Source organism: Gelidibacter salicanalis (genome assembly GCF_007997285.1).
GTDB classification, from domain to species: Bacteria; Bacteroidota; Bacteroidia; order Flavobacteriales; family Flavobacteriaceae; genus Gelidibacter; species Gelidibacter salicanalis.
In genome coordinates, this window is record NZ_VORX01000003.1 from 510429 (window position 1) to 531966 (window position 21538).

Here is a 21538-nt window from a genome sequence, read left to right on the forward strand (position 1 = left end):
TAAAGTTACCGTGGTTTTTTATAATTTTAAGACTGTTTTTTTTTTTAGCAGTGCTCATTATAAGCATCTACAAGGTTTTCTGCAATTAACTCAGCAGGTCTGCCTTCAATATGGTGACGCTCTAACATGTGTACCAATTCGCCATCTTTAAATAAGGCCATACACGGTGAGCTTGGAGGAAACGGAACCATAAGTTCTCTGGCTTTATCCACGGCTTCTTTATCTACACCTGCAAAAACGGTCACGATATGGTCAGGACGTTTTGCGTTTTGTAAACTCATTCTAGCTCCTGGACGTGCATTTGCTGCAGCACAGCCACAAACTGAATTCACAACAATTAAGGTTGTGCCTTCTTTTGACAAGGCTGAATCAACGTCTTGAGCGGTGTGCAATTCTTCAAATCCAACTTTGGTCAAGTCTTCTCGCATTGGTTTTACTAATTCTGCTGGATACATATATTTTTAATTTTCAAGATTAATATTAGACCCCGATACTTCGAGACTGCAAAGATACGGAAAAATCTGCTTCTCAAAGTAGTTCTTAGTAGTGAGATTGAATGCTGCCATTCGTGATTTCTATCCAAAAAATTCAAGGGATATTTTCAACTAAAAAGCTTGAACTATAGTATATTTGAAGTTCAAAAAATTAAAAATTACAGATGAATTTTTCAAAATGGATAGGCGCAGGTTTAGGATGGTCTTTTGGAGGTCCTATTGGCGCTATAATAGGAATGGTTTTAGGGAGTATTGTTGATTCTCTTTCAGGAAATGGGACGCCGCTTTTAGGGGACTGGCAATCGGATCAAAAAAGACGCCCCACTTACAGAAGTGAACCCCAAGCGCGACCGCAAACCCAACCGGGAGATTTTGAGGTCAGTCTTTTAATCTTAGCTTCAGTAGTGATCAAAGCTGACGGCCATCAGGACCAAAGGGAGTTGGATTATGTGCGTCAACAATTTGTAGGGATGTATGGGCAGGATCGCGCCAATCAAGCTTTTAAATTATTTAAAGGCATTAACCAGCAACACATACCGGTGCGCGAGGTATGTCTCCAAATACAGCGAATGATGGATCATCCGTCTCGCTTGCAACTTTTGCATTTCCTTTTCGGAATTGCTAAGGCCGATGGGATGGTGACCGATAGTGAAGTTAAACAAATCTTTACCATTTCTGGCTATTTGGGCATCAGTTCTCGTGACTATGAAAGTATTAAAGCGATGTTCTACAACAGTAGCGATAACGCTTACAAAATTTTAGAAATCACCAAGGACGCCACGAATGACGAAATTAAAGCCGCGTATAGAAAGATGGCCAAGAAATACCATCCAGACCGTGTGATTCATTTGGGGGAAGAACATCAGAAAGGAGCTGTGGATAAATTCCGTCAGGTGCAAGAGGCCTATGAAAAACTTCAGAAAGAACGCCGTTTTTAAATAGTACGCTATGCAAACTCTTAGTGTTATTTCACTATTGTTTTATGCCGCTTACGTCTCAAGTATATTAAATATTTATTAATTTAGTTTCACCTAAACTGCATCGTAAATTCCTGTTTTAGCAATGGGAGAGATGTCTTAAAAAAAGCTACAGCATGCAACTTATTCTTAAGCCCTATATTTTAAAATTAAAACACACTTTTACCATTTCAAGAGAATCACGTGATGAACAACCGTCTTTAATTGTCCAATTAAGAGAAGATGGTTTTTCTGGTTATGGAGAAGCAACGTCCAATCCATACTATAACGTCAGCATTAAAGGAATGATGCGGGATTTAGAACAAATAGAGCCTCTTATTGCAGATTCCTCAGGAATGCCTCCCGAAGAATTTTGGGAGAAAATGGCCTCACAATTGCCAAATAATAAGTTTGCATTATGCGCATTAGACTTGGCCTATAATGATTTGTATGCCAGAAAAGAAGGTAAAAAATTGTATGAATTGTGGGATTACGATATTGACAATAATCCACTCTCTGATTATACAATTGGCATTGATACGATTGAAAAAATGGTCTCTAAAATGGAGGAAATGCCGTGGCCTATTTATAAAATTAAATTGGGATCTGATCGGGATATTGAGATTGTAAAAGAATTGCGTAAGCATACCGATGCCGTTTTTAGAGTGGATGCCAATTGCGGATGGACGGCAGATGAAACCATTGCTAATGCCATTGCGCTAAAAGAATTGGGCGTTGAATTTATCGAGCAGCCCTTACCAGCAGACGATTGGGAAGGTCATAAAAAAGTTTTCGAAAACTCCGTATTACCAATAATTGCCGACGAAAGTTGCCAGGTTGAAGCAGATGTTGAAAAATGCTACCAGTATTTTCATGGCGTAAATGTGAAATTAACTAAATGTGGCGGACTCACACCAGCCCGACGCATGTTGGTACAGGCAAGGCAGTTAGGAATGAAAACCATGGTAGGCTGTATGACGGAATCTACAGTAGGTATTTCAGCCATTGCCCACTTATTACCGCTGTTGGATTATGTGGATATGGACGGAGCGTTATTGTTGGGCGAAGACATTGCTACTGGCGTAAGTCTTGAGGATGGCAAGGTCATCTACAGCGATTTGAACGGAACTGGCGTTACATTAACCGCGTAATTTAATGACCGTTGAACACTTTCCGGATCGGACCATTACTGTTGCAGGTCAATCTTATCTGTATTTTGGAGGCACGTCATATTTGGGAATGGCCACGCATCCTGAGTTTCAAGACTTATTGATTAATAGTATTAAGACTTGGGGGACGGCCTACGGAAGTTCTAGAAATGCCAATATAAAATTGAGCATATATCAAAAGGCAGAAACTCTATTGGCAAAAATTATTGGCGCTGATGCCGCACTAACGGTGTCTTCAGGTACTTTGGCAGGAAAAATTGTGATTGATCACTTGTCAATAGAACACCAGAAATTTTACCACTACCCCAAAACGCATCCTGCTATTTTAAAATCTTCTAGTCTGCCCTTATTCGTTAACGGAGCCTTGCATCCTGATTTGACGAATACTGTAGAGGAAGCCATAGTTATAACTGCTGATGCGTTATTGTCGTTGGCCGTAATACCTACTGATTTTGATTTTCTGAACGCTATCTCACCCAGCAAACGCATTACCTTAGTGCTGGATGAATCCCACAGTTTAGGTGTGGTGGGACCTTTTGGTGATGGCATTTTTAAAACCGTTAATCATCCGCGAATCGTACAAAAAATAATGATCAGCTCTCTAACCAAGGCTTATGGCTGTTCTGGAGGGGTCATTGGGGGAGATCAACACCTCATTGAGATTATTAAGAATGAAGCCGTGTTTGTTTCGGCAGCAGGCATGAATCCTATATTCTTGCAAACTTTGGTGGATGGTCAAGATTTACTGCAAACTCAACTCAAAAAATTGAGAACTCATCTTCAGTTTTTATTTGAGGATACACATTTGCCCAACAATTTTATTTACAATTCGGATTATCCTGTGATCTATTCTTCTAGCGACGGTATTTTTGACTACCTAAAATCCAAAGGCATTATCATCACTAATTTTAAGTATCCCAATTATGATACGCTGATGAATCGGATTGTGATTACTGCCAACCATACAAAATCCGATTTGCAACAATTAAAATCGGCTTTGACGTTATTCTAAAAAGAAACCCTTCAAATTTAATTATGTACTATTTTACAAAAATGGTACCGTGCTTCACTAATGTTTTTGCTACATCTAATATGTATCGGGTGACCACCATGAGACAATCAATTCTCAGTTTATAAATAGTAGCACCCAGTTCTCTAAAGATAGGAAACGCTTAAAGGATCATCAAAAAGCCTAAAAGCTAATGTTTACTTATAGAAGTTTATTGCAACATGAAAGTAAGTCAATTTCTGATTTGATTTTTTTAAACTTTCCGATGTATTTAGAAATATTTCTACTAAGCCATACTACTACTTCTAAATTTTATTGATGTTAATATCGTTCCACACTATTGTGGTTGCGAAAAAAACTCATTATATTAGTTAAATTAACTTAAAATATAAATCTAATGTAAAAATCATCTAAAACTTTTGCTAATTCCTTAGTAAATCATTTTAAAATATGATTTAAATTGTAAAACGAGCATCTGCATCTAACACGTGTTTTTGTGCAAAAACCATCTTTGGAGTTTTATTTTTAACTAATCAATCACAAACTTATGAGAAAAAAAATTAGAGTTTCCTTCCTTGTTGTTTTTACCACATTAAGCTCATTTGTATTTGCTCAAAATATCACGGTCAGTGGTACAGTTTCTAATGCAAATGGAATGCCATTACCAGGTGTAAGCATCCAAGTCAAGGATTCAAATTCGGGAACAACCACTGATATTGATGGAAAATACCAAATATCAGCAACGAAAGGAGTGGTTTTAACATTTTCATATTTAGGATTTAAAACCCAAGAAGTAATAATTTCAGATACTACGCTAAATGTTAATTTGTTAGAGGACGCGTCTGCCTTGGACGAAGTGGTTGTTACTGCTATGGGGATTTCCAGAGAGAAAAAATCTATTGGATATTCGGTTCAGGAATTGAAATCAGAAGATTTAATGAAGACACCGGAAAGCAATTTAGTCAATGCTTTATCTGGGAAAATTGCGGGGGCTCAGATTTCAAGCCAAGGCGGCGCTCCAGGTCAAGGTGCAAGGATAATTATTAGAGGTATTAACTCGTTAGACCCAGGAGCCAACAACCAGCCTTTGTTTATTGTTGATGGTGTTCCAGTTAGTAATGATCAATTTACTGCAGGTGGAGGTGCCGGTAGAGCTGCCACCAATAGAGGGGCAGATATTAATATGGAGGATATTGAAAATTTAACTGTATTGAAAGGTGGAGCAGCTACTGCTCTGTATGGGGTTAGAGCGTCCAATGGCGCTATAATAATAACTACTAGGAAAGGAAGGGATGGGAAAGCCTCTTTTAGTTTTTCTTCAACGACAACTGTGGATGAAGTCAATAAATTTCCTGAAACTCAAAAAACATATACTCAAGGTTATAAAGGCGTTTACGACCGTGATAGTTTTTGGCCATCTTGGGGTCCTACCGTCGAGGAAGCTCGGGCATTAGATCCTACTCATCCTAAGGAAATTTTTAATAATTATGAAAATGCCTATAAGACTGGTCATTCCAATAATATTCATTTTAGTGCTTCTGGAGGAAGTGATAAAGCGACTTTTTATTCGTCTTTTTCTAGGTTTGATCAACAAGGAGTTTTGGATTTCTCTGCCTATAAAAAGACAGGGGCTAAAATTTCTGGAGATATAAAACTGTCAGATAAATTTAAAGTGTTCAGTTCTTTGGATTACGTCAATTCTGGTGGTCCTAAAATACATGCCAGTGACTTTAATGAAAGATTGACCTATTGGGCACCCGCCAAGGATGTTAGAGATTACGAATTTACAGACGGCCCCTTAAAAGGCACAATGAAAGGTTATGAAGGTGATGGAGCCGGAGGGAATAATCCCATATATGGGAACAAAGTGAATAGATATGTAGATAACGTAGATCGTTTTTTTGGAAATATTGGGTTCAATTATAACCCTTTCGAAGGATTGAATATCAATTACCGTTTTGGAATGGATTATTATTCTGACAAACGTACCGCAACGGCTCCGGGGAGAACTGGGATTGCAGGAGAAAATTATTTTGAAGATAATGATGATGGCTATATATCTGAAACGAGAATACTAAGCAAAGATCTCACTTCCAACATAATGGTGTCCTATACCACAGCATTAAATGAAAAATTTGACTTGACGTTAAGAGCTGGTTTTGACGTTTTTCAGCGTGGTTACGATAGAGTTACTACCAATGGAAATGAATTAGAAGTTTATAATCTTTATCATTTGAGCAATGCCGCATTAATTACAACGTCTCAGTTAATAACTAAAACAAGAACTGTCGGCCTTTACGGGGAACTAGGTTTGGCTTATGATAACTTCCTTTATCTAACGGTAACAGATAGAAATGATTGGGCGTCTACCTTGCCTAAGAATAATAGATCTTTTAATTATCCTTCCGTTAGTGTCGGTTATGTATTTTCTGAAAATTTTAACATGCCAGATTGGTTTGATTATGGTAAGCTGAGAGGTTCTTGGGCACAAATTGGAAAAGATGCTGTTGGGGCCTATTTAACTTCTGATGTTTACAGGGCTACAGCGAGTAACTTTCCTGTGGGAGACGTTACTGGTTGGACCCGACCGGATAACAAAGCGGATCCTTTACTAAAGTCTGAATTAACCACAGAAATTGAATTTGGAGCAGAACTAAGATTCTTCAAAAATAGACTTGGTTTAGATGTTTCTGTCTATAAGTCCAATGCAGCAGATCAAATATTGGGTGTACCACTTTCTTATTCTTCGGGATATAGTTCTTACACAACCAATGCTGGAGAGATTGAGAACCGAGGTCTCGAAATTATGTTGAATGCAACTCCCATTCGAAATGAAAGTTTTTCTTGGAATATGAACGTGAATTTTTCGTCTAATAAAAACGAAGTGGTTTCAATAAAAGAAGGGATTGAAAATATATTTCTCGAAAGTAATTTTGGATATGCAGGTAGTTCTGCTTCCCAAGTTTTACACGTAGGAGAACCTTATGGAAACATTCTTGGAAGAAGTTTTGCCAGGTATTATGATAATCCTGCAGATGCGGCCGCTTTGACTTTAGATAGAAGCAGACCTTTATTAATTGGTGCCGATGGGTTTCCAATTATCAATACTACTCAAAAGATTTTGGGGAATTCTACTCCAGACTGGATGATGAATATTGGTAATGAATTCACCTATAAAAATCTTACACTTGGTTTCAATTTTGACTTTAGACAAGGTTTTGAAAAGTATAATAACTTAGACAATTACTTTGCGGCATTTGGGATTGCGCCATATACAGAAAACAGAGATCAGACCATCGTTTTTGAAGGATTTAAAGCAGATGGAACACCTAACACTACTCCAGTTTTCTTAGGACAGGGTATAGGTCCAGATGGTAAAAATTATGGAGATGGTTATTATAGAGTGAGACATCGTGGAGCAACTGAAAATTTTGTTCAGGATGCCTCTTGGATTCGTCTAAAAAATGTAAGACTGAGCTATGATTTGCCGAAATCGTTATTGGACAGAACCGTAATAAATAGAGCGACTTTAACAGCCAGCGGGACTAATTTATGGTTGAAGACAAAATTTACAGGTTTTGATCCTGAAGCTTCAGAAAGTCAAGGAAATGCTGATGGTTTTGCAGGCTTAGGCGCGTATCCTGGATTAAGGTCTTATGCACTTACTTTACGTATGAATTTTTAAACAAACATGAAATACTCATTTAATATATCAACGTGCATGGATATTTAATTTTAAGTATTCCATCTGACAAGAAATAACAATTAAAAATATACAGATGAAAAACAAAATATATATATTCTTTTTAATCTTATCAACCGTGATGAGCTGTGATGATTATTTAGAAATTAATGAAAACCCCAATGGAGCCACAACTCCACCAATAAAGGGTTTGCTGTCAAACGTAACGTACAATTCAGCGATAAACGTTTATCGAACTGCTTATACGACCAATTATTATGTTCAATATTTTTCCTCGCCTAATGCAGGGAGTACTACGGATATTCAAGATCGAGTCAGTACAAATTCAATCTGGAATAATATCTATAGTGTAAGTTCCGATATTTACGATATGGAAAAATTTGCTATGGAGAACAACTCCGTTGAATATATTGGCGTAGCAAAGACTCTGATGGCACTAAATATGGGAATGGCTGTCGACATTTATGGAGACATTCCATATACTGAATCGTTTTCTTTTGAAACTATTACCCCTTCCTATGATGATGATGAGGTTGTGTATTCTGAGATACTAACTTTGTTAGATGAAGCCTTGGTTGCATTTAACCAGACAAATGAAGGAGAAGCGTTAACTGCTGCGAATGATTTTATTCACAATGGAAATATTCAGGCCTGGAAAAAAACTGCTGAAGCTTTAAAAGCTCGATATTTGAATCATCTTTCTGCAACTTCCAAATATGATAAAGCAGGTGTTTTAGACGCGTTAAGTAAATCTTATACATCTAATGCCGACGATGCAGCACTTACCAATTTCCAACAGAGAAATCCTTGGGCTCAGGTGGCAATTAATAACGCTGGTCTCATTTTAGATGGTTGGCTATCTGAACAAGTTGTTGATGCTATGAATGGAACCACTTATGGTGTTTTTGATCCTAGGCTGCCAAAAATAACAAATCCTCTGCCCGATGGCTCTTATATTGGTACTGAAAATGGTTTCGGAAGGGTTGGAGATGGTACGGTCCCTTATGAGGTTTATTTAAGCACGGATGGATATTATTCCAGTCCTGAATCACCACTATTTATAATTACTTACCCAGAATTGAAATTTATAGAAGCTGAGGTGCAGCTGAGAGATAATAAACCAACGGAAGCTTATACTGCTTATTTAGAAGGCATTGAAGCACACATGAAGAAATTGAACGTGGCGCAAGGAGATATAAATAGTTATTTAAGCAATCCGGTTGTAGCCGTTGGGGCTAGCAATTTAACCTTAAAAACGATTTTTAAAGAGAAATACATTGCGCTCTTTTTAAATCCTGAATCATGGGTGGACGCTCGAAGAAATAACTACGATTATCAAGATTTTACTATTCCAGTAAATCATAATACTAATTTGGGTGGGCAATTTATTAGACGTCTTGATTATCCCGATGCAGAATATGAAAGAAATGCAGCTAACATACCAGATGTGGATTTGCTGACCAAGATTTGGTGGGATAAGTAATACACATTAAATGTAAATCTACCTGATAATGGAAAGAGCACTAAAAAGCCGATTAGATATCTGTGAAGATATCTAATCGGCTTTTTATTTATTTTGACTCTTACAATTGTCTATATAAAGATCTCTTAGCTATATCCTGCCATTTATTCTGATATAGAATGGTTATTCCATTAAAGTAGTGAACACCTGCTGATGTCGTCTATTTAAGTAAACAGAATATGACTAATTTGTATTCAATTATTAAACCGTCATGAATCATTAAGATCTAACTTATGTATAATTTTAGTTCCAAAATAAAAGATAACTTTAGAAATTGTAAATTAAACGTAATGTCTATGAAAAATACCGGTTGTTCAAATAGTTTTTATCCTATAGATATGGGGTCCCAATCTGTTCGCTATATTTTTGTTATATTTCTTTCTTTACTACTCTCAAACTGTAAATCGGCTAAAGTTTCCAAGCAGCTGGAAAAATCGTTGACTTCAAATTTCTTTGACCATCAATTTACTGGTCTTTTGGTTTACAATCCAAGAACTAAGGACACGATCATTAATCATAACGGCGAGCGCTATTTTACACCGGCGAGCAATACCAAAATTTTTACGTTATATACGGGTCTACACTATTTACCCGAGAAAGTTCCAGCCTTTAAATATACTGTGCATCAGGATACATTGATTGTAAAAGGAACTGGAGATCCAAGTTTTTTGCATCCGTATTTTAAGGACAGCTCGGCTTTGGAGTTTATGAAAAATTATAAAGCCATCAAATTGGTCACGGATAATTACAACAACGAAAAATTTGGACCAGGTTGGGCCTGGGAAGATTATGACAGATATTACAGTACGGAACGGAGTGCCTTTCCTTTGTATGGGAATGTGGTTACCATTTCAAACACGGACGATTTGGATACTTATCCGAAGTTTTTAAAGTCTCAAACCACGTATACTTTACTGGACAAGCGCCGCGACTTTAATGCCAATAATTTCTATTATAAATTAGACGGAAAGACCAGTACAGAAGTCCCATTTGTTTTGGATACAACCATAGTGAAAGCCCTTTGGAATGATCTTCTACCTAATAGAGTAGAGTTTATCCCCTATACCACAGCTAAAACCGATCAGGTATTTTACAGTATTCCTACAGATAGTTTATTCAAGCGCATGATGCATGTAAGTGACAACTTTTTGGCAGAACAGATTTTAGTAATGGCCTCCTCAACAATTTCTGATACTTTAGATGCAGACCCCATCCGGAAATCGATTCTGGAAAATCAACTCAAAGATTTGAAACAAAAACCGAAATGGAGAGATGGCTCCGGGTTAAGTAATTACAATCTCTTTACTCCATTATCTTTAGTTCAAGTTTTGGAAAAGCTTTATGCCGAAATTCCAAGGCAACGGCTGTTCAACTTTTTTCCGGCAGGTGGTGTTAGTGGGACTTTGAAAAACTGGTATTCGGGAGTGGATGGTCCTTACGTATTTGCCAAAACCGGCACGTTGTCTAGCGCGAGTACTTTAAGTGGCTATTTGCTGACTAATTCTGGAGAGGTTTTGATATTTAGCTTTATGAACAATAACTACAATACATCTTCCAATAAGGTCAAAGAACATATGCAGGCTGTACTGGAATATTTAAGGGATAATTACTAAATGAAAGTTTTACTTGCCATAGAATATAGCATTTTTAAAATTGCTTTCTTTGGCTTTTAAATCGATCAGAAACCCGTTGACCACAGCATAGTCCACGCTGCCATCTTTTTGGAGTACAAAATTAGGGTTGTTGCCAATATTGACGTAAAATCCTGGGACTTTTTGATCCGCATCCAATATGTTAATAGGTAAGGACACTGCTTTCTCTGTGGATGGAAAATCAGCAACGCGCACATAGGTATAGCCTGATTTTAGCAGACTATAAATATCCATCTTTTCAAGCTCTTTTAAGGATGGAATGATGTCAGGATACACTTTACCTTCAATAAGTCGGTAACCAGTAGCATCAACGGTATCGTAGCCATAAAATGTGGAGAGATCGCCTTTATCGACAATGCTGCCCACATTGTAAAAATCGGTTTGGTCTTTATCTTGGATTTCTGAATGGTTAATTCCAATATCTAAAATATAATCTTTACCCAAGAGTTTATGGGTGAAGCGCTCTATTTTCAAATCGAATAATTTGCGATCATTCTGGGGGATTTTCTCGTAATCTTCAATAGGAATGTTTTTATAATCGCCATTGGCAATGGTATAACAAGCAGATAGAATAGATACAAAATTTAGCTTTCTAATTTCCTGTTTCTCAACATCATTTTTATACCCACCAGACTCGATTAAAATGGCACTTGTTCCCCATTTCTGAATGTTATCTCCAAACGCACGGGGTTCAAAATCGTCATTATATCGCCCCACTTGACCGGGCGCGTATTTTTGAATGATGTTGTTCATAAACACAATGACTTTCATTGCCTTACCCCGCACCTCATTGATGTCTTTTTCGTAATTGTAGGCAGGTGCCAAATATGATATAGTGGCTGGTTTGGGTGTGCGCTCCGCGTTATAATAGGTGCTTTGGTCGTGAAGATTGAATCCGAAATCGGCATCCAAACTGTCTCTAATACGCTTTAAAATCTGTCCTTCTGGAGACTGCAACATAAGCGCATCTCTATTGATGTCAATCCCTAAAGCATTGCGTCGGGTAAACACTTCTGCCCCGTCAGGATTCAACATGGGCATAAAATGAAGCGTTAATTTACTTAACAAGATTTCTTTTTCAGCCTTAAAATCAGGACTGTTCAGAAAGTTAAAAATATCAAATATGGCTTGCGTAGCAGTAGGTTCATCACCATGCATCTGCGACCATAAAAACACACTCGTGTCGCCGGTACCGATACTGATTAAGCTAATGCTTTTTCCTTTGATGCTTTCACCGACTTTCTGAACAGTGTAGGCGGGTTTGTTTTTTAGGTTGTTGATGAGCGGCTGGATTTCATCATGTTTCATCCGACGTTTGTCTAAACTCGGCTCTTTATACTTTGAATAGCTGTCATAAAGACTAGTGGTCATGTCACTGATTTGCGCGGTTACTGAGAATGATAATACTGCGAGGACTAATGAGAGTATGTATTTCATAATTACTATAAAGTTTTAATAGGTGCTGACTTTAAATTGAGTTTGCGAGTGCCTTTTTTAACCGCCTTCATAAAGTCTTCTCCTGGATCTGTTTTTTGAGTCCGGTAGCCTTCATCAACCTCCAACCATAACTCATGACCTTCAAAATTAGTATATTGATAATGTCCTATTAAGTACTCAATTGGATATTTTTCAGCCAAATACTTCACCAACCAAATGTTGGCTTTAATTTGTGCTTTGGTTAACGGCACCTCTTCAGTACCCCCTACGTTTTCAACCCCAATAGCGGTATGGTTTAAACCGATAACGTGGCGTGCCATGGTGGTTTCTGGCATTAGGCGGTAAATGGTCCCATCTACATCTACTAAAAATTGTGAAGACACATTTAAGTCGCTGGCATTCACCAAATCCGGTCTGCTTGGTAACGTGATGGGATGGAAGGCATTAAAAGATTTTTCGAGTGTCGGAATGGCCGTCCAATGTAACACAATCATTTTAGGGGTGATGGTAGGCGTATCTTGTTCCAATCCGTATCGCGAAGCCATATATTCGTTAGTAAGTTGAATGCGCTCCTCATTAAAAGTTATAGGCTTATCAACGATAGTTTTTGAAGTGCCACAGGCAGTAAGAATTACTAAAATGATGCAAAAAAGGAAGTGTTTCATGTGTGTATTTTTATCGTTTTATAATGGACACATGCTGTTCGCTATTAATCACTTCCCCAGGTGATAAAGCTTTTGGCATGCTCGTTTCATAATATGATCTTAGTTAGTAATCAAAGTTAGCGAATTAATTGTTTACAAAAGTGCTGATTACGCTAGCCTCTAAACAAAAAGAAATCCTCCTTCATATCCTCAATTTGGGCATCTTCATTGGTGATGATGTAATCGATGGCTTGTGAGGTGAATTCATCACCTTTCGCCGTAAGCGAGACGATGTTCTGGTTAATGAGGATCATATTGTTTTTTAAGGCCAGGTCTAACACTGTTTCACTTTTCACTTTTTGCCAATTGATGTGTTCGTTTAGATGGTTAACGTGTCGTTCTCGCACTTCGCTATGATTTTTCAGGTGCAGTAAGAAGGTGAGGAGAGACACTTCAATGCGCTGTTGTTTATCACGATACATTACGGCAATTAAGCCTTTGCTAGGAGCAAATAAATAAATGAGTAAGAAGACCACACCAAGCATGGTGGTAATAGATCCGGCAATGGAAGCATCTAGCCAATGCGCCATCCAATATCCCGAAATGGCACTAAAAACTCCAAAAAACACGGCAAGTCCGAGCATTTTTTTTAAATCTGTAGTCAATAGATACGCGCAGGCCGCGGGGGCAATCATTAACGCGACCACTAATATGGCGCCTACCGCATCAAATGCACCTACCGTAGTGACGGATGAAACCGTCATCAAACCGTAATGAATAACTAAGGGTGAGAATCCGAGCGAAGCTGATAATCCGGGATCAAAGGTGCTCACTTTTAATTCTTTGAAAAACGCAATCAATAATCCGATGGTAATGGTCAAAATAGTACCAATTACCCACAATGATTTTGGACCAATATCGGTACCGCCTGCGGTGAGTCGGTCGAAAGGCGCAAAGGCCAATTCTCCCAATAATACCGCATCAACATCCAAATGCACGTCGTTTGCATTTTTTGCTATCATGATGACGCCGATACTGAATAAGGCCGGAAACACTAAACCAATAGCAGTGTCTTCTTTAACCAGTCCGGTTTTCTGTATGCGTTCTACTAAAGCCACGGTAATAACGCCTGTAAAAGCCGCTAATAAGATAAGCCACGGCGAGTTGAGGTCTTGGGTGATAAAAAACCCAACCACAATGCCAGGCAATATGGAATGGCTGATAGCGTCGCTGATCATAGCCATTTTACGAAGCACCAAAAAGGTTCCCGGAATGGCGCAGGCGATGGCCACCAAACTAGCAATAAGCTGTATTTCAAACTGGGCGCTATTCATGTGTTTTGATGTTTTGGTTGTATAGGTTGGCCGCGGTCTTAAATCCTTCTTCCGTTAAGCTCCACATGGTGCCGTCTATAGTCACGTAATTTTTATCTACTAATTTTTGAAGTGTTTTGCGCGTAAACCCTTGGAAGTTATTGAGAATTTTTATGGTATGTGGATGCGAAATATCGTCGTGTGTTTCAGCAATGTGGTACATAAACGAGAGTGTTTTTTGAAATTCTAAATCTCGTCGGTTGCTAATAAACCTAATCTGCCGAAACAGCAATCCCCGGCTGGGCGAAAAAACAAAAGAAAAAATGACAAACACGGAAGCCACCAAAACAATGACTGGTCCCGTGGAAAGATTGTCCTGACTGGCGCTAATGGCGGTGCCGAACACGCCGGAAAATGCTCCAAAAATAGCCGCCAATAAGACCATCGTGCTTAAACTGTTTGTCCATTGCCGTGCAGCAGCAGCGGGTGCTAATAACATGGCGCTCATCAGCACAACGCCTACCGTCTGTAAGCCTAAAACAATGGCCAAGACGATGAATGTGGTGATAAGAATATCAATAATCTTGGTGTTAAACCCTAGGGTTTTGGTATAGTCAGCGTCAAAAAGTAGAAGTTTGAATTCTTTCCAAAATAAGAACATGACCACGACACAGATGCCGGTAATGATGGCCATGAGCCACACATCACTTTCTACTAAGGTTGCGGCTTGCCCGAAAAGATACTTATCCAATCCTGCCTGATTGGCGTTGGGTTGCTTTTGAATGAAGGTGAGCAGGAGCATTCCAAATCCAAAAAACAAAGAGAGAATTAAACCTAAAGCCGTATCCGATTTTAAATGGGTTTTACTGATGATGCCTCTGATCCAGAACGTACCGAGCAGTCCGCTGACCAAAGCGCCAATTAATAAGGTATTACTGTCTTTAGCACCAGTGATCAGGAAGGCCAAGGCAATTCCTGGGAGGGCGGCATGAGAGATGGCATCGCCCAGTAGACTTTGTTTTCGCAATACTGCGAAACTACCGAGCATACCGGTAACCGCGCCCAAAATGGCAGTGCCTAACGTGATGGTGCGTAGTGTATAATCACTAAACACTAAAGAAAAGTACTCTTGTAAGTTCATAAGTTGTTCCTGAATACTAGGAATTTTATTGGTTTACTGTTATCTATTAAAAAGGCAGAAATTTAAGTGGTGTTGACCCTTCCGTCATTAAGCTTTTCCCTAAGCTTAAAGCCACCTTACCTTGAAAAAAGGGAAGGAATTTTTGTTTATTACTAAGACTAGCTGCCAACTGCATACTTCCGACTGCCAACTTATTTTTGCACACTCACTTTATAATTAATTCCATAGGTCTTGGTCAAGTTGTCGTCATTAAAAATATCCATCACCGGACCTGTGGCAATTTTCTTAACATTCAAAAAGGTCACCCAATCAAAATACTCGGGTACCGTTTGGAGATCGTGATGCACCACAATGACGGTTTTGCCCGCTTTTCGCAATTCTTTTAAAATATTGATAATGGCGATTTCCGTGGTAGCGTCCACCCCCTGAAAAGGCTCGTCCATAAAATAGATGGAAGCATCCTGCACCAAGGCTCTTGCTAAAAAGATGCGCTGCTGCTGTCCGCCAGAGAGCTGACTGATTTGCCTGCTCTGAAATGCGAGCATGCCTACTTTCTCTAAAGCTTCTAGTGACGCCTTCTTTTCCTTGACGCCTGGACGTTTAATCCAACCCAATTTGCCATAGGTTCCCATCATGACCACATCTAGTGCGGTGGTGGGGAAATCCCAGTCTACGCTGCCTTTCTGTGGTACGTAGGCTACCAACGACCGTTGTTTGTGGTAAGGCTTTCCATAAATACTGACACTGCCAGCAATAGGTTTCAGGATGCCCAAAATGGCTTTAATGAGCGTAGACTTACCAGCCCCATTAGGGCCTACAATAGCCATCAAGACGCCTTCCGGAATTTCCAGATCAATATCCCAAAGCACTGGTTTGTAATTATAGGCCACGGTTAAATCGTCCACTTTAACGGCTAATACTCCGGTGGAAACTGGAGCCTCATCCTTGGAATGTGCATTTTTTATGGTATCCATTTGTTTCATGTCTTATAAACCCCTTATGTTTAAATAATGCCGAGTTCAAATTTATTGGCTTTACCTGATTTTTAAAATTTTGTCAATACTTACAGTGTAACGGCCCGTTTTAGCCCTGATAGTAGCGGCATCCTTTTTTGATTTTTCATCAAAAAAGACCTGCCCGTCCGTTCAGGCGGGTACAGCGGATAGCAGGAACAGCTTCAAATAACTCAAAATGTTAAGCCACTTATTTCAACGCGTTAACAATGGTGTTGACATTGTGTTTAAACATGCCAATATACGTCCCTTCCGGGGTGCCATCGTTGCCTAATGCATCGGAAAATAACGTGCCTCCAATCTCAACAGTGTATTTTTTGGAGTTTACCGCAGCCTGCAAAGCTTCAATAGTGCGTTTGGGGACAGAACTTTCCACAAAAATGGCTTTGATTTTTTTAGCAATAATAAAATTTGCTAAATTCTGAACATCCATTACCCCAGCTTCCGTTGCTGTAGAAAGCCCTTGTAGGCCCACCACTTCAAATCCGTAAGCTTTGCCAAAATAGTTAAAGGCGTCATGGGCGGTAACTAAAATGCGTTTTTCTCGTGGAAGGGTGTTGATTGTCGCTATGATTTCCGCGTCCAAGGCCTTTAGATCTTCGAGATACTTCCTTCCGTTAGCTTCAAATATGATTTTGTTTTCAGGATCGGTTTCTGAAAGTTTCTTGACCACATAAGCTGTAATACGTTCCCAATTCTTGACGTCAAACCAAATATGAGGATCGTAATTGGAAGCAAAATTATCTGATCCAATCAAGGTTTTTGGGTCTAGAGCGTCAGATACGGCAATGGTTTGCAAATTCTGACTTTGCATCTTCTCAAAAACTTCAACAAGTTTGCCTTCTAGATGTAGGCCACCGTAAAAAATCAAGTCGGCATTTACTAGTTTAGTCACATCTCCTTCGCTGGCTTTATACAGATGCGGATCAACGCCAGTACCCATTAACCCTTGAATATTGAGCTTGTCGCCGCCAATGTGTGTCACTAGATCCGTAATGAGCGTGGTGGTGGTGACGATGTTGAGGTTGCCGTTATCATTTGTATTATTTTTACAACTGACTAAAGTTGAAAACGTTAATAATATGACTAAAATATTTTTCATTTGTTTCTCTTATTGGTTGGAATTCTTACACTTAGCCCTGCACTAAGTAAAAGGTCTTGTCCTTTAGTGATACCTCTGCCCACTGAAGCATCTATTTGCAAATCGTTTGAAATCAGATAAGTCAACCCCGAATTCCAGAGAAGACTTCCCGTACTATTTTCAGGCGAATCTCCATACACCTCTGCAAATGCTCCGAGTTGCTTGGTGATTTCAAATCCAAAAGCAACCGTATAAATATAGGCGATTTCTGAAGAATCATCTTTCCATTCCGCTCCAATATTGTATCCTAAATTAGATCTATCACTTAAAGTATGATTAAAGGCAAAAACAAATTTAGCACCGGTTGTTTCTGGCTTGTAATCTTTACTAGCCAGAAATGGTAGATATAAGTGGCCCAAAAAGCCAATTTCCGGACGCCAACCATTTTCTTGTACTATTGTTGTTTTAAACCCCAAAAGTAATGGACTAAACCCTCTGGAGTTCTCATTTTGTGAGTTTGACTTATGTTTAACGCTTTCCTCTTCAAAATTCCAACCGACGCGCAGTTCTACATTACTAATTATACCATACCGAATAAGGGTCGTGTTATATGTAAAAACTGTCGTGCTTATTTTATGTTCTTTATAAGATTCATAAAAGGCCCCTGTTTCTATCTGAAGAATTCCTTTTGGCAAGGCTGTGGCAGATTCGGTCGCATCCGGGCGGTCAGTAATTAAAGGCTCTACTAACGTGTTTTCCTGCGCATTGACGGCATCCACGCCCATCCCGGTTAATAGAATGAAAACCAATTTTTTCATGAGTCTAAATATAATTTACGAAGGTACTAAAAAAATTGTAAAGCTACACTTAACTGAAATTTTTATTTAGATAGGTCTAAAAAATAAGTTCACCAGTTTATATGCTTATATTTGTTTGAATACAGGAAGAACATGATCACACTCACGGAAGAGAATTATATAAAGGCGATTTTTCATTTGGGCAAACAAGGCTCTGCGACTGTTAGCACGAATGCTTTAGCGGAAGCGATGCATACGAAAGCCTCGTCTGCCACAGATATGATTAAGAAATTGGCAGAAAAAAATTATGCCAACTATAAAAAATACCAAGGCGTAAGTTTAACGGCTGAAGGGAAGCTGGTGGCCTTAAATATTATCAGAAAGCACCGTCTTTGGGAAGTGTTCTTGGTGGATAAACTTAATTTTACTTGGGATCAGGTTCATGATGTCGCAGAACAATTGGAGCATATCAAATCTCAGAAACTCATCGACGAATTGGATGCTTTTTTAGATTTCCCGACACATGATCCACACGGCGATCCTATTCCGGATAAACACGGCAAGTTTGAGCACGTTGAAAAAACGAGTCTTTCTAATGCCAAAGAGGGTGGGAGTTATGTGTGTGTGGGTGTTAACGACAGTTCTGTCGATTTCCTTAAATATTTAGACAACAATGACATCGCCCTTGGTACTACCATAAAGGTGTTACACAAGGAGCCCTTTGACCATTCCATAAAAATTGCGATTGATGGACGAGAATTGATGGTCTCTCAAGTAGTAGGGAAAAACTTATATCTCAAAGAAAATTAAATCGCAAACTCAAAGTTATGAATTGGTGTTTAATTTGTCATTCCGTTAATTTGTCATCCTCTGTTGCTATTGTCATTCCGTCGTAAGGAGGAATCCCATCATACCCAAGATCCCATCACAAAAGGAATCACGCAACGCCCAAATAACAATCAATGACACTTGTCACAATCATGAGCGTCACTAAAAGCTTTTTTGGCCTTAGGTTTCTTCCAAAAGAATTTCTTGATCAAAAAACTTAACGCAAGTCCCAGAGCTGTAAGGGCTAATATGGTTTGAATTGTGTCGTTCATAATGGTTTGATTTTCATTGTTCAGGGCGATATAATGGCTGCTCCTAAATGATGCTTCTTACTTTAAAAGTTGGAAAGCAATCAATGCTATAATATACGCAAAAGCACTCATAATTACAAGTTGCAAAAGAGGCCATTTCCACGAATTTGTTTCGCGTTGTACAATGGCCAAAGTACTCATACATTGCATAGCGAAAGCGTAGAACAGGAGCAAGGAAATTCCTGAAGCAAAGGTAAATAATGGACCCCCTAGAATAGGGTTGACTTCTCCTGCCATGCGGTTTTTGATGGTTTCTTCATCATCACTTCCCACGCTGTAAATGGTCGCCAAGGTGCCTACAAAAACTTCACGCGCGGCAAAAGAACTGACCAAGGCAATTCCAATCTTCCAATCATAACCCAGCGGTCTGATGGCGGGCTCAATGGCGTGGCCGGTAATACCTAGAAATGAATGTTCTAATTTTTGGGACGCCACGTGTTCGTGTATTTCTTCAGCGCTGAGGTTTTGGTCAGCATATTCTGTTTTGATGATTTCTTCGGCGTTATTGAATTCTTCACCAGGTCCGTAGGAAGCCAAAAACCAAAGTACAATGGAAATTGCCAAGATGATTTTACCTGCCCCAAAGACGAATGATTTGGTCTTTTCAATTACCGTTAAGACCACATTTTTAAATAACGGCAATTTGTAATTTGGCATTTCTACCACAAAAAAGGTTTTGCTTTTAATTTTCAAGATTTTATTCAATAGCATGGCGGATACTAAGGCGGCACCAAAGCCTATCAAATACAGCAGCATTAAGGTCATGGCTTGGTAGCCGAGCCCTAAAAAGCGTCCGTCAGGAATGACCAGCGAGATGATGATTAAATACACAGGTAAGCGCGCAGAACAGGTCGTAAAAGGCGTCACTAAAATAGTGATGAGGCGTTCCTTCCAACTTTCAATATTACGGGTAGCCATAATTGCGGGAATGGCGCAGGCCGTACCTGAAATTAAAGGCACCACACTTTTTCCGCTTAAACCAAAACGACGCATCCCGCGATCCATTAAAAAGACCACCCGACTCATATAGCCGCTTTCTTCCAGCACGGAGATAAAGAGAAATAAAAATGCAATTTGCGGAATAAAAATGACAATGCCGCCCAAGCCCGGGATGATGCCTTCGGCCAATAAACTGGTAAAAGCACCAGCAGGAAGCGAATTCTTAGTCCATTCGCTCAGCGCCGCAAAGGAAGAATCAATAAAATCCATCGGCACGCTCGACCAATCATAAATGGCCTGGAAGATGGTCAATAAAATCAAAAAGAAGATGACGTAACCCCAAATTTTATGGGTTAAAATACGGTCCAATTTGATGCGTAGATCTTTGGCCGTGTTCAAATCGATAGTTTGGCCTTCCTTAAGGGTATTGTTTATAAATTGATACCGTTTTATGGTTTCTTTTTGCTGAAGTCTTTTCAGGTCGGCTTTAGACTTTGTCTTAAATTCTGCAACGGCGTCAATTTCGTTCCTGTCAGTCTTCCCAAAATTAACATCTTGGGTAATGACCAGCCACAATTTGTAGAGCAATTGATTGGGAAATGCCTTTTGTAAATTTAAAAAATATTCGGGGTCAATTGCAGAAGCGTTCATACAAGGAGCTGTTGACAGTTCCTTGTAATTTGTAATCAATTCCTTTAATTCAGTAATGCCATTTTTTTTACGCGTACTTACTAAGGCAATTTTAGTATTGAGGTGTTCTTCTAAATAGGGAATGTCTAAAGTAATCCCTTTGTAACTCATCCGGTCCGCCATATTGATGACCAAAATAGTTGGAATTTCCAAGTCTTTAATTTGGGTAAAAAGAAGAAGGTTACGTTTTAGATTTTCAACATCGCTGACGACGACGGCAACGTCAGGAAAGTCTTTATCATTTTTGTTAAGCAGCAATTCAATCACCACATTCTCATCTAAAGACGAGGCATTTAAGCTGTAGGTCCCGGGTAAATCAATGATATGCGCTTTTACGCCGCGCGGAAGTTTACAGATACCTTCTTTCTTTTCAACGGTAATTCCAGGGTAGTTTCCTACCTTTTGATTCAATCCGGTTAAGGCGTTGAACACTGAGGTTTTTCCCGTATTCGGATTCCCGATTAAGGCAACATTAATTTGCTTACTCATTTACAGAATCTCTATTAATATGTGAAGTGCAGTCTCTTTTCTGATGGCCAAATGGGTGCCGTTGATGTTAAGATACATGGGGTCAGAAAAATGTGCGAGTTGTACCAGCTCTACAAAATTGCCCGGCAAACAGCCCATTTCCAAAAGTTTTAAAGGGATGTGTATAGACGATACGTCAGTAATGATACCACGTTGCCCTCTTTTGAGATGTGCGACTGTTACTTGCATCCTTATTTAGATTGATTTTAAAGAAGCAAAAGTAAATATAAATATTTAGAGGGTCAACCTTAAAATATTAAAGTTTCAAGTTTTTGGTGTTTCAGGTTTCTATTGCTTGAAGTTTCTTTTTT

The 21538-nt window shown here is 39.0% G+C and carries 17 protein-coding genes; 7 read left to right on the forward strand and 10 right to left on the reverse strand.

The window, feature by feature from the left end; all coding sequences use genetic code 11:
• Positions 1-44: 44 nt before the first annotated feature.
• The gene (locus ES711_RS08475; protein WP_146892571.1) at positions 45-455 is read right to left on the reverse strand and encodes a BrxA/BrxB family bacilliredoxin; all 411 of its coding nucleotides are present in this window, start codon (positions 453-455) and stop codon (positions 45-47) included.
• Positions 456-658: 203 nt separating this feature from the next.
• Between ES711_RS08475 and ES711_RS08480 the strand changes: the two genes are divergently transcribed.
• The 6 genes from ES711_RS08480 (at position 659) to ES711_RS08505 (ending at position 10466) form a co-directional block, all read left to right on the forward strand.
• Positions 659-1432 (forward strand): DnaJ domain-containing protein, encoded by a 774-nt coding sequence (locus ES711_RS08480; protein WP_146892573.1) that lies wholly within the window; start codon positions 659-661, stop codon positions 1430-1432.
• Between the two features lie 155 nt (positions 1433-1587).
• On the forward strand, positions 1588-2601 hold the full coding sequence (locus ES711_RS08485; RefSeq protein WP_146892574.1) for a dipeptide epimerase: 1014 nt from the start codon (positions 1588-1590) through the stop codon (positions 2599-2601).
• Between the two features lie 4 nt (positions 2602-2605).
• Positions 2606-3631, forward strand: a complete 1026-nt coding sequence (locus ES711_RS08490) for an aminotransferase class I/II-fold pyridoxal phosphate-dependent enzyme (protein ID WP_146892576.1) — start codon at positions 2606-2608, stop codon at positions 3629-3631.
• 544 nt (positions 3632-4175) lie between these two features.
• Positions 4176-7313 carry a SusC/RagA family TonB-linked outer membrane protein gene (locus tag ES711_RS08495; protein WP_146892578.1) on the forward strand — a complete coding sequence of 1046 codons (3138 nt, stop codon included), beginning with the start codon at positions 4176-4178 and terminating at the stop codon, positions 7311-7313.
• Positions 7314-7407: 94 nt separating this feature from the next.
• Positions 7408-8814: a SusD/RagB family nutrient-binding outer membrane lipoprotein gene (locus ES711_RS08500; protein WP_146892579.1), complete on the forward strand. Its 1407-nt coding sequence runs from the start codon at positions 7408-7410 to the stop codon at positions 8812-8814.
• Between the two features lie 335 nt (positions 8815-9149).
• Positions 9150-10466, forward strand: coding sequence for a D-alanyl-D-alanine carboxypeptidase/D-alanyl-D-alanine-endopeptidase (locus tag ES711_RS08505; protein ID WP_246139152.1), 1317 nt, complete (start codon positions 9150-9152; stop codon positions 10464-10466).
• 9 nt (positions 10467-10475) lie between these two features.
• On the opposite strand, the gene ES711_RS08510 is transcribed toward ES711_RS08505, so the two are convergent.
• The 7 genes from ES711_RS08510 to ES711_RS08540 form a co-directional block, all read right to left on the reverse strand.
• Positions 10476-11942: a M14 family metallopeptidase gene (locus ES711_RS08510; RefSeq protein ID WP_146892581.1), complete on the reverse strand. Its 1467-nt coding sequence runs from the start codon at positions 11940-11942 to the stop codon at positions 10476-10478.
• A 5-nt stretch (positions 11943-11947) separates the two neighbouring features.
• Entirely contained in the window at positions 11948-12607 is a 660-nt protein-coding gene (locus ES711_RS08515; RefSeq protein WP_146892583.1) for a peptidoglycan recognition protein family protein, read from the reverse strand.
• A gap of 152 nt (positions 12608-12759) precedes the next feature.
• Positions 12760-13920: a metal ABC transporter permease gene (locus tag ES711_RS08520; protein WP_146892585.1), complete on the reverse strand. Its 1161-nt coding sequence runs from the start codon at positions 13918-13920 to the stop codon at positions 12760-12762.
• Positions 13913-15040, reverse strand: a complete 1128-nt coding sequence (locus ES711_RS08525) for a metal ABC transporter permease (RefSeq protein WP_146892587.1) — start codon at positions 15038-15040, stop codon at positions 13913-13915. Before ES711_RS08525 ends, ES711_RS08520 begins: the two co-directional genes overlap by 8 nt.
• A 191-nt stretch (positions 15041-15231) precedes the next feature.
• Positions 15232-16014, reverse strand: coding sequence for a metal ABC transporter ATP-binding protein (locus ES711_RS08530; RefSeq protein WP_146892589.1), 783 nt, complete (start codon positions 16012-16014; stop codon positions 15232-15234).
• 229 nt (positions 16015-16243) lie between these two features.
• On the reverse strand, positions 16244-17155 hold the full coding sequence (locus ES711_RS08535; protein WP_146892591.1) for a metal ABC transporter solute-binding protein, Zn/Mn family: 912 nt from the start codon (positions 17153-17155) through the stop codon (positions 16244-16246).
• Positions 17152-17952, reverse strand: a complete 801-nt coding sequence (locus tag ES711_RS08540) for a transporter (RefSeq protein WP_146892593.1) — start codon at positions 17950-17952, stop codon at positions 17152-17154. The genes ES711_RS08535 and ES711_RS08540 overlap by 4 nt, the downstream gene beginning before the upstream one ends.
• Positions 17953-18084: 132 nt before the next feature.
• Here ES711_RS08540 and ES711_RS08545 point away from each other — a divergent pair, with 132 nt between their 5' ends.
• On the forward strand, positions 18085-18741 hold the full coding sequence (locus ES711_RS08545; RefSeq protein ID WP_146892595.1) for a metal-dependent transcriptional regulator: 657 nt from the start codon (positions 18085-18087) through the stop codon (positions 18739-18741).
• Positions 18742-19088: 347 nt separating this feature from the next.
• On the opposite strand, the gene feoB is transcribed toward ES711_RS08545, so the two are convergent.
• Together feoB and ES711_RS08560 are read right to left on the reverse strand one after the other, a co-directional pair.
• Positions 19089-21188 carry a ferrous iron transport protein B gene (gene feoB, locus ES711_RS08555; RefSeq protein WP_146892598.1) on the reverse strand — a complete coding sequence of 700 codons (2100 nt, stop codon included), beginning with the start codon at positions 21186-21188 and terminating at the stop codon, positions 19089-19091.
• On the reverse strand, positions 21189-21416 hold the full coding sequence (locus ES711_RS08560) for a FeoA family protein (RefSeq protein WP_146892600.1): 228 nt from the start codon (positions 21414-21416) through the stop codon (positions 21189-21191).
• Positions 21417-21538 lie beyond the last annotated feature (122 nt).

Excerpts from the sequence above, each read along its gene's own strand:
- ES711_RS08475 (WP_146892571.1), bottom strand. The coding sequence starts at position 455 with ATGTATCCAGCAGAATTAGTAAAACCAATGCGAGAAGACTTGACCAAA.
- ES711_RS08480 (WP_146892573.1), top strand. The coding sequence starts at position 659 with ATGAATTTTTCAAAATGGATAGGCGCAGGTTTAGGATGGTCTTTTGGA.
- ES711_RS08485 (WP_146892574.1), top strand. The coding sequence starts at position 1,588 with ATGCAACTTATTCTTAAGCCCTATATTTTAAAATTAAAACACACTTTT.
- ES711_RS08490 (WP_146892576.1), top strand. The coding sequence starts at position 2,606 with ATGACCGTTGAACACTTTCCGGATCGGACCATTACTGTTGCAGGTCAA.
- ES711_RS08495 (WP_146892578.1), top strand. The coding sequence starts at position 4,176 with ATGAGAAAAAAAATTAGAGTTTCCTTCCTTGTTGTTTTTACCACATTA.
- ES711_RS08500 (WP_146892579.1), top strand. The coding sequence starts at position 7,408 with ATGAAAAACAAAATATATATATTCTTTTTAATCTTATCAACCGTGATG.
- ES711_RS08505 (WP_246139152.1), top strand. The coding sequence starts at position 9,150 with ATGAAAAATACCGGTTGTTCAAATAGTTTTTATCCTATAGATATGGGG.
- ES711_RS08510 (WP_146892581.1), bottom strand. The coding sequence starts at position 11,942 with ATGAAATACATACTCTCATTAGTCCTCGCAGTATTATCATTCTCAGTA.
- ES711_RS08515 (WP_146892583.1), bottom strand. The coding sequence starts at position 12,607 with ATGAAACACTTCCTTTTTTGCATCATTTTAGTAATTCTTACTGCCTGT.
- ES711_RS08520 (WP_146892585.1), bottom strand. The coding sequence starts at position 13,920 with ATGAATAGCGCCCAGTTTGAAATACAGCTTATTGCTAGTTTGGTGGCC.
- ES711_RS08525 (WP_146892587.1), bottom strand. The coding sequence starts at position 15,040 with ATGAACTTACAAGAGTACTTTTCTTTAGTGTTTAGTGATTATACACTA.
- ES711_RS08530 (WP_146892589.1), bottom strand. The coding sequence starts at position 16,014 with ATGGATACCATAAAAAATGCACATTCCAAGGATGAGGCTCCAGTTTCC.
- ES711_RS08535 (WP_146892591.1), bottom strand. The coding sequence starts at position 17,155 with ATGAAAAATATTTTAGTCATATTATTAACGTTTTCAACTTTAGTCAGT.
- ES711_RS08540 (WP_146892593.1), bottom strand. The coding sequence starts at position 17,952 with ATGAAAAAATTGGTTTTCATTCTATTAACCGGGATGGGCGTGGATGCC.
- ES711_RS08545 (WP_146892595.1), top strand. The coding sequence starts at position 18,085 with ATGATCACACTCACGGAAGAGAATTATATAAAGGCGATTTTTCATTTG.
- feoB (WP_146892598.1), bottom strand. The coding sequence starts at position 21,188 with ATGAGTAAGCAAATTAATGTTGCCTTAATCGGGAATCCGAATACGGGA.
- ES711_RS08560 (WP_146892600.1), bottom strand. The coding sequence starts at position 21,416 with ATGCAAGTAACAGTCGCACATCTCAAAAGAGGGCAACGTGGTATCATT.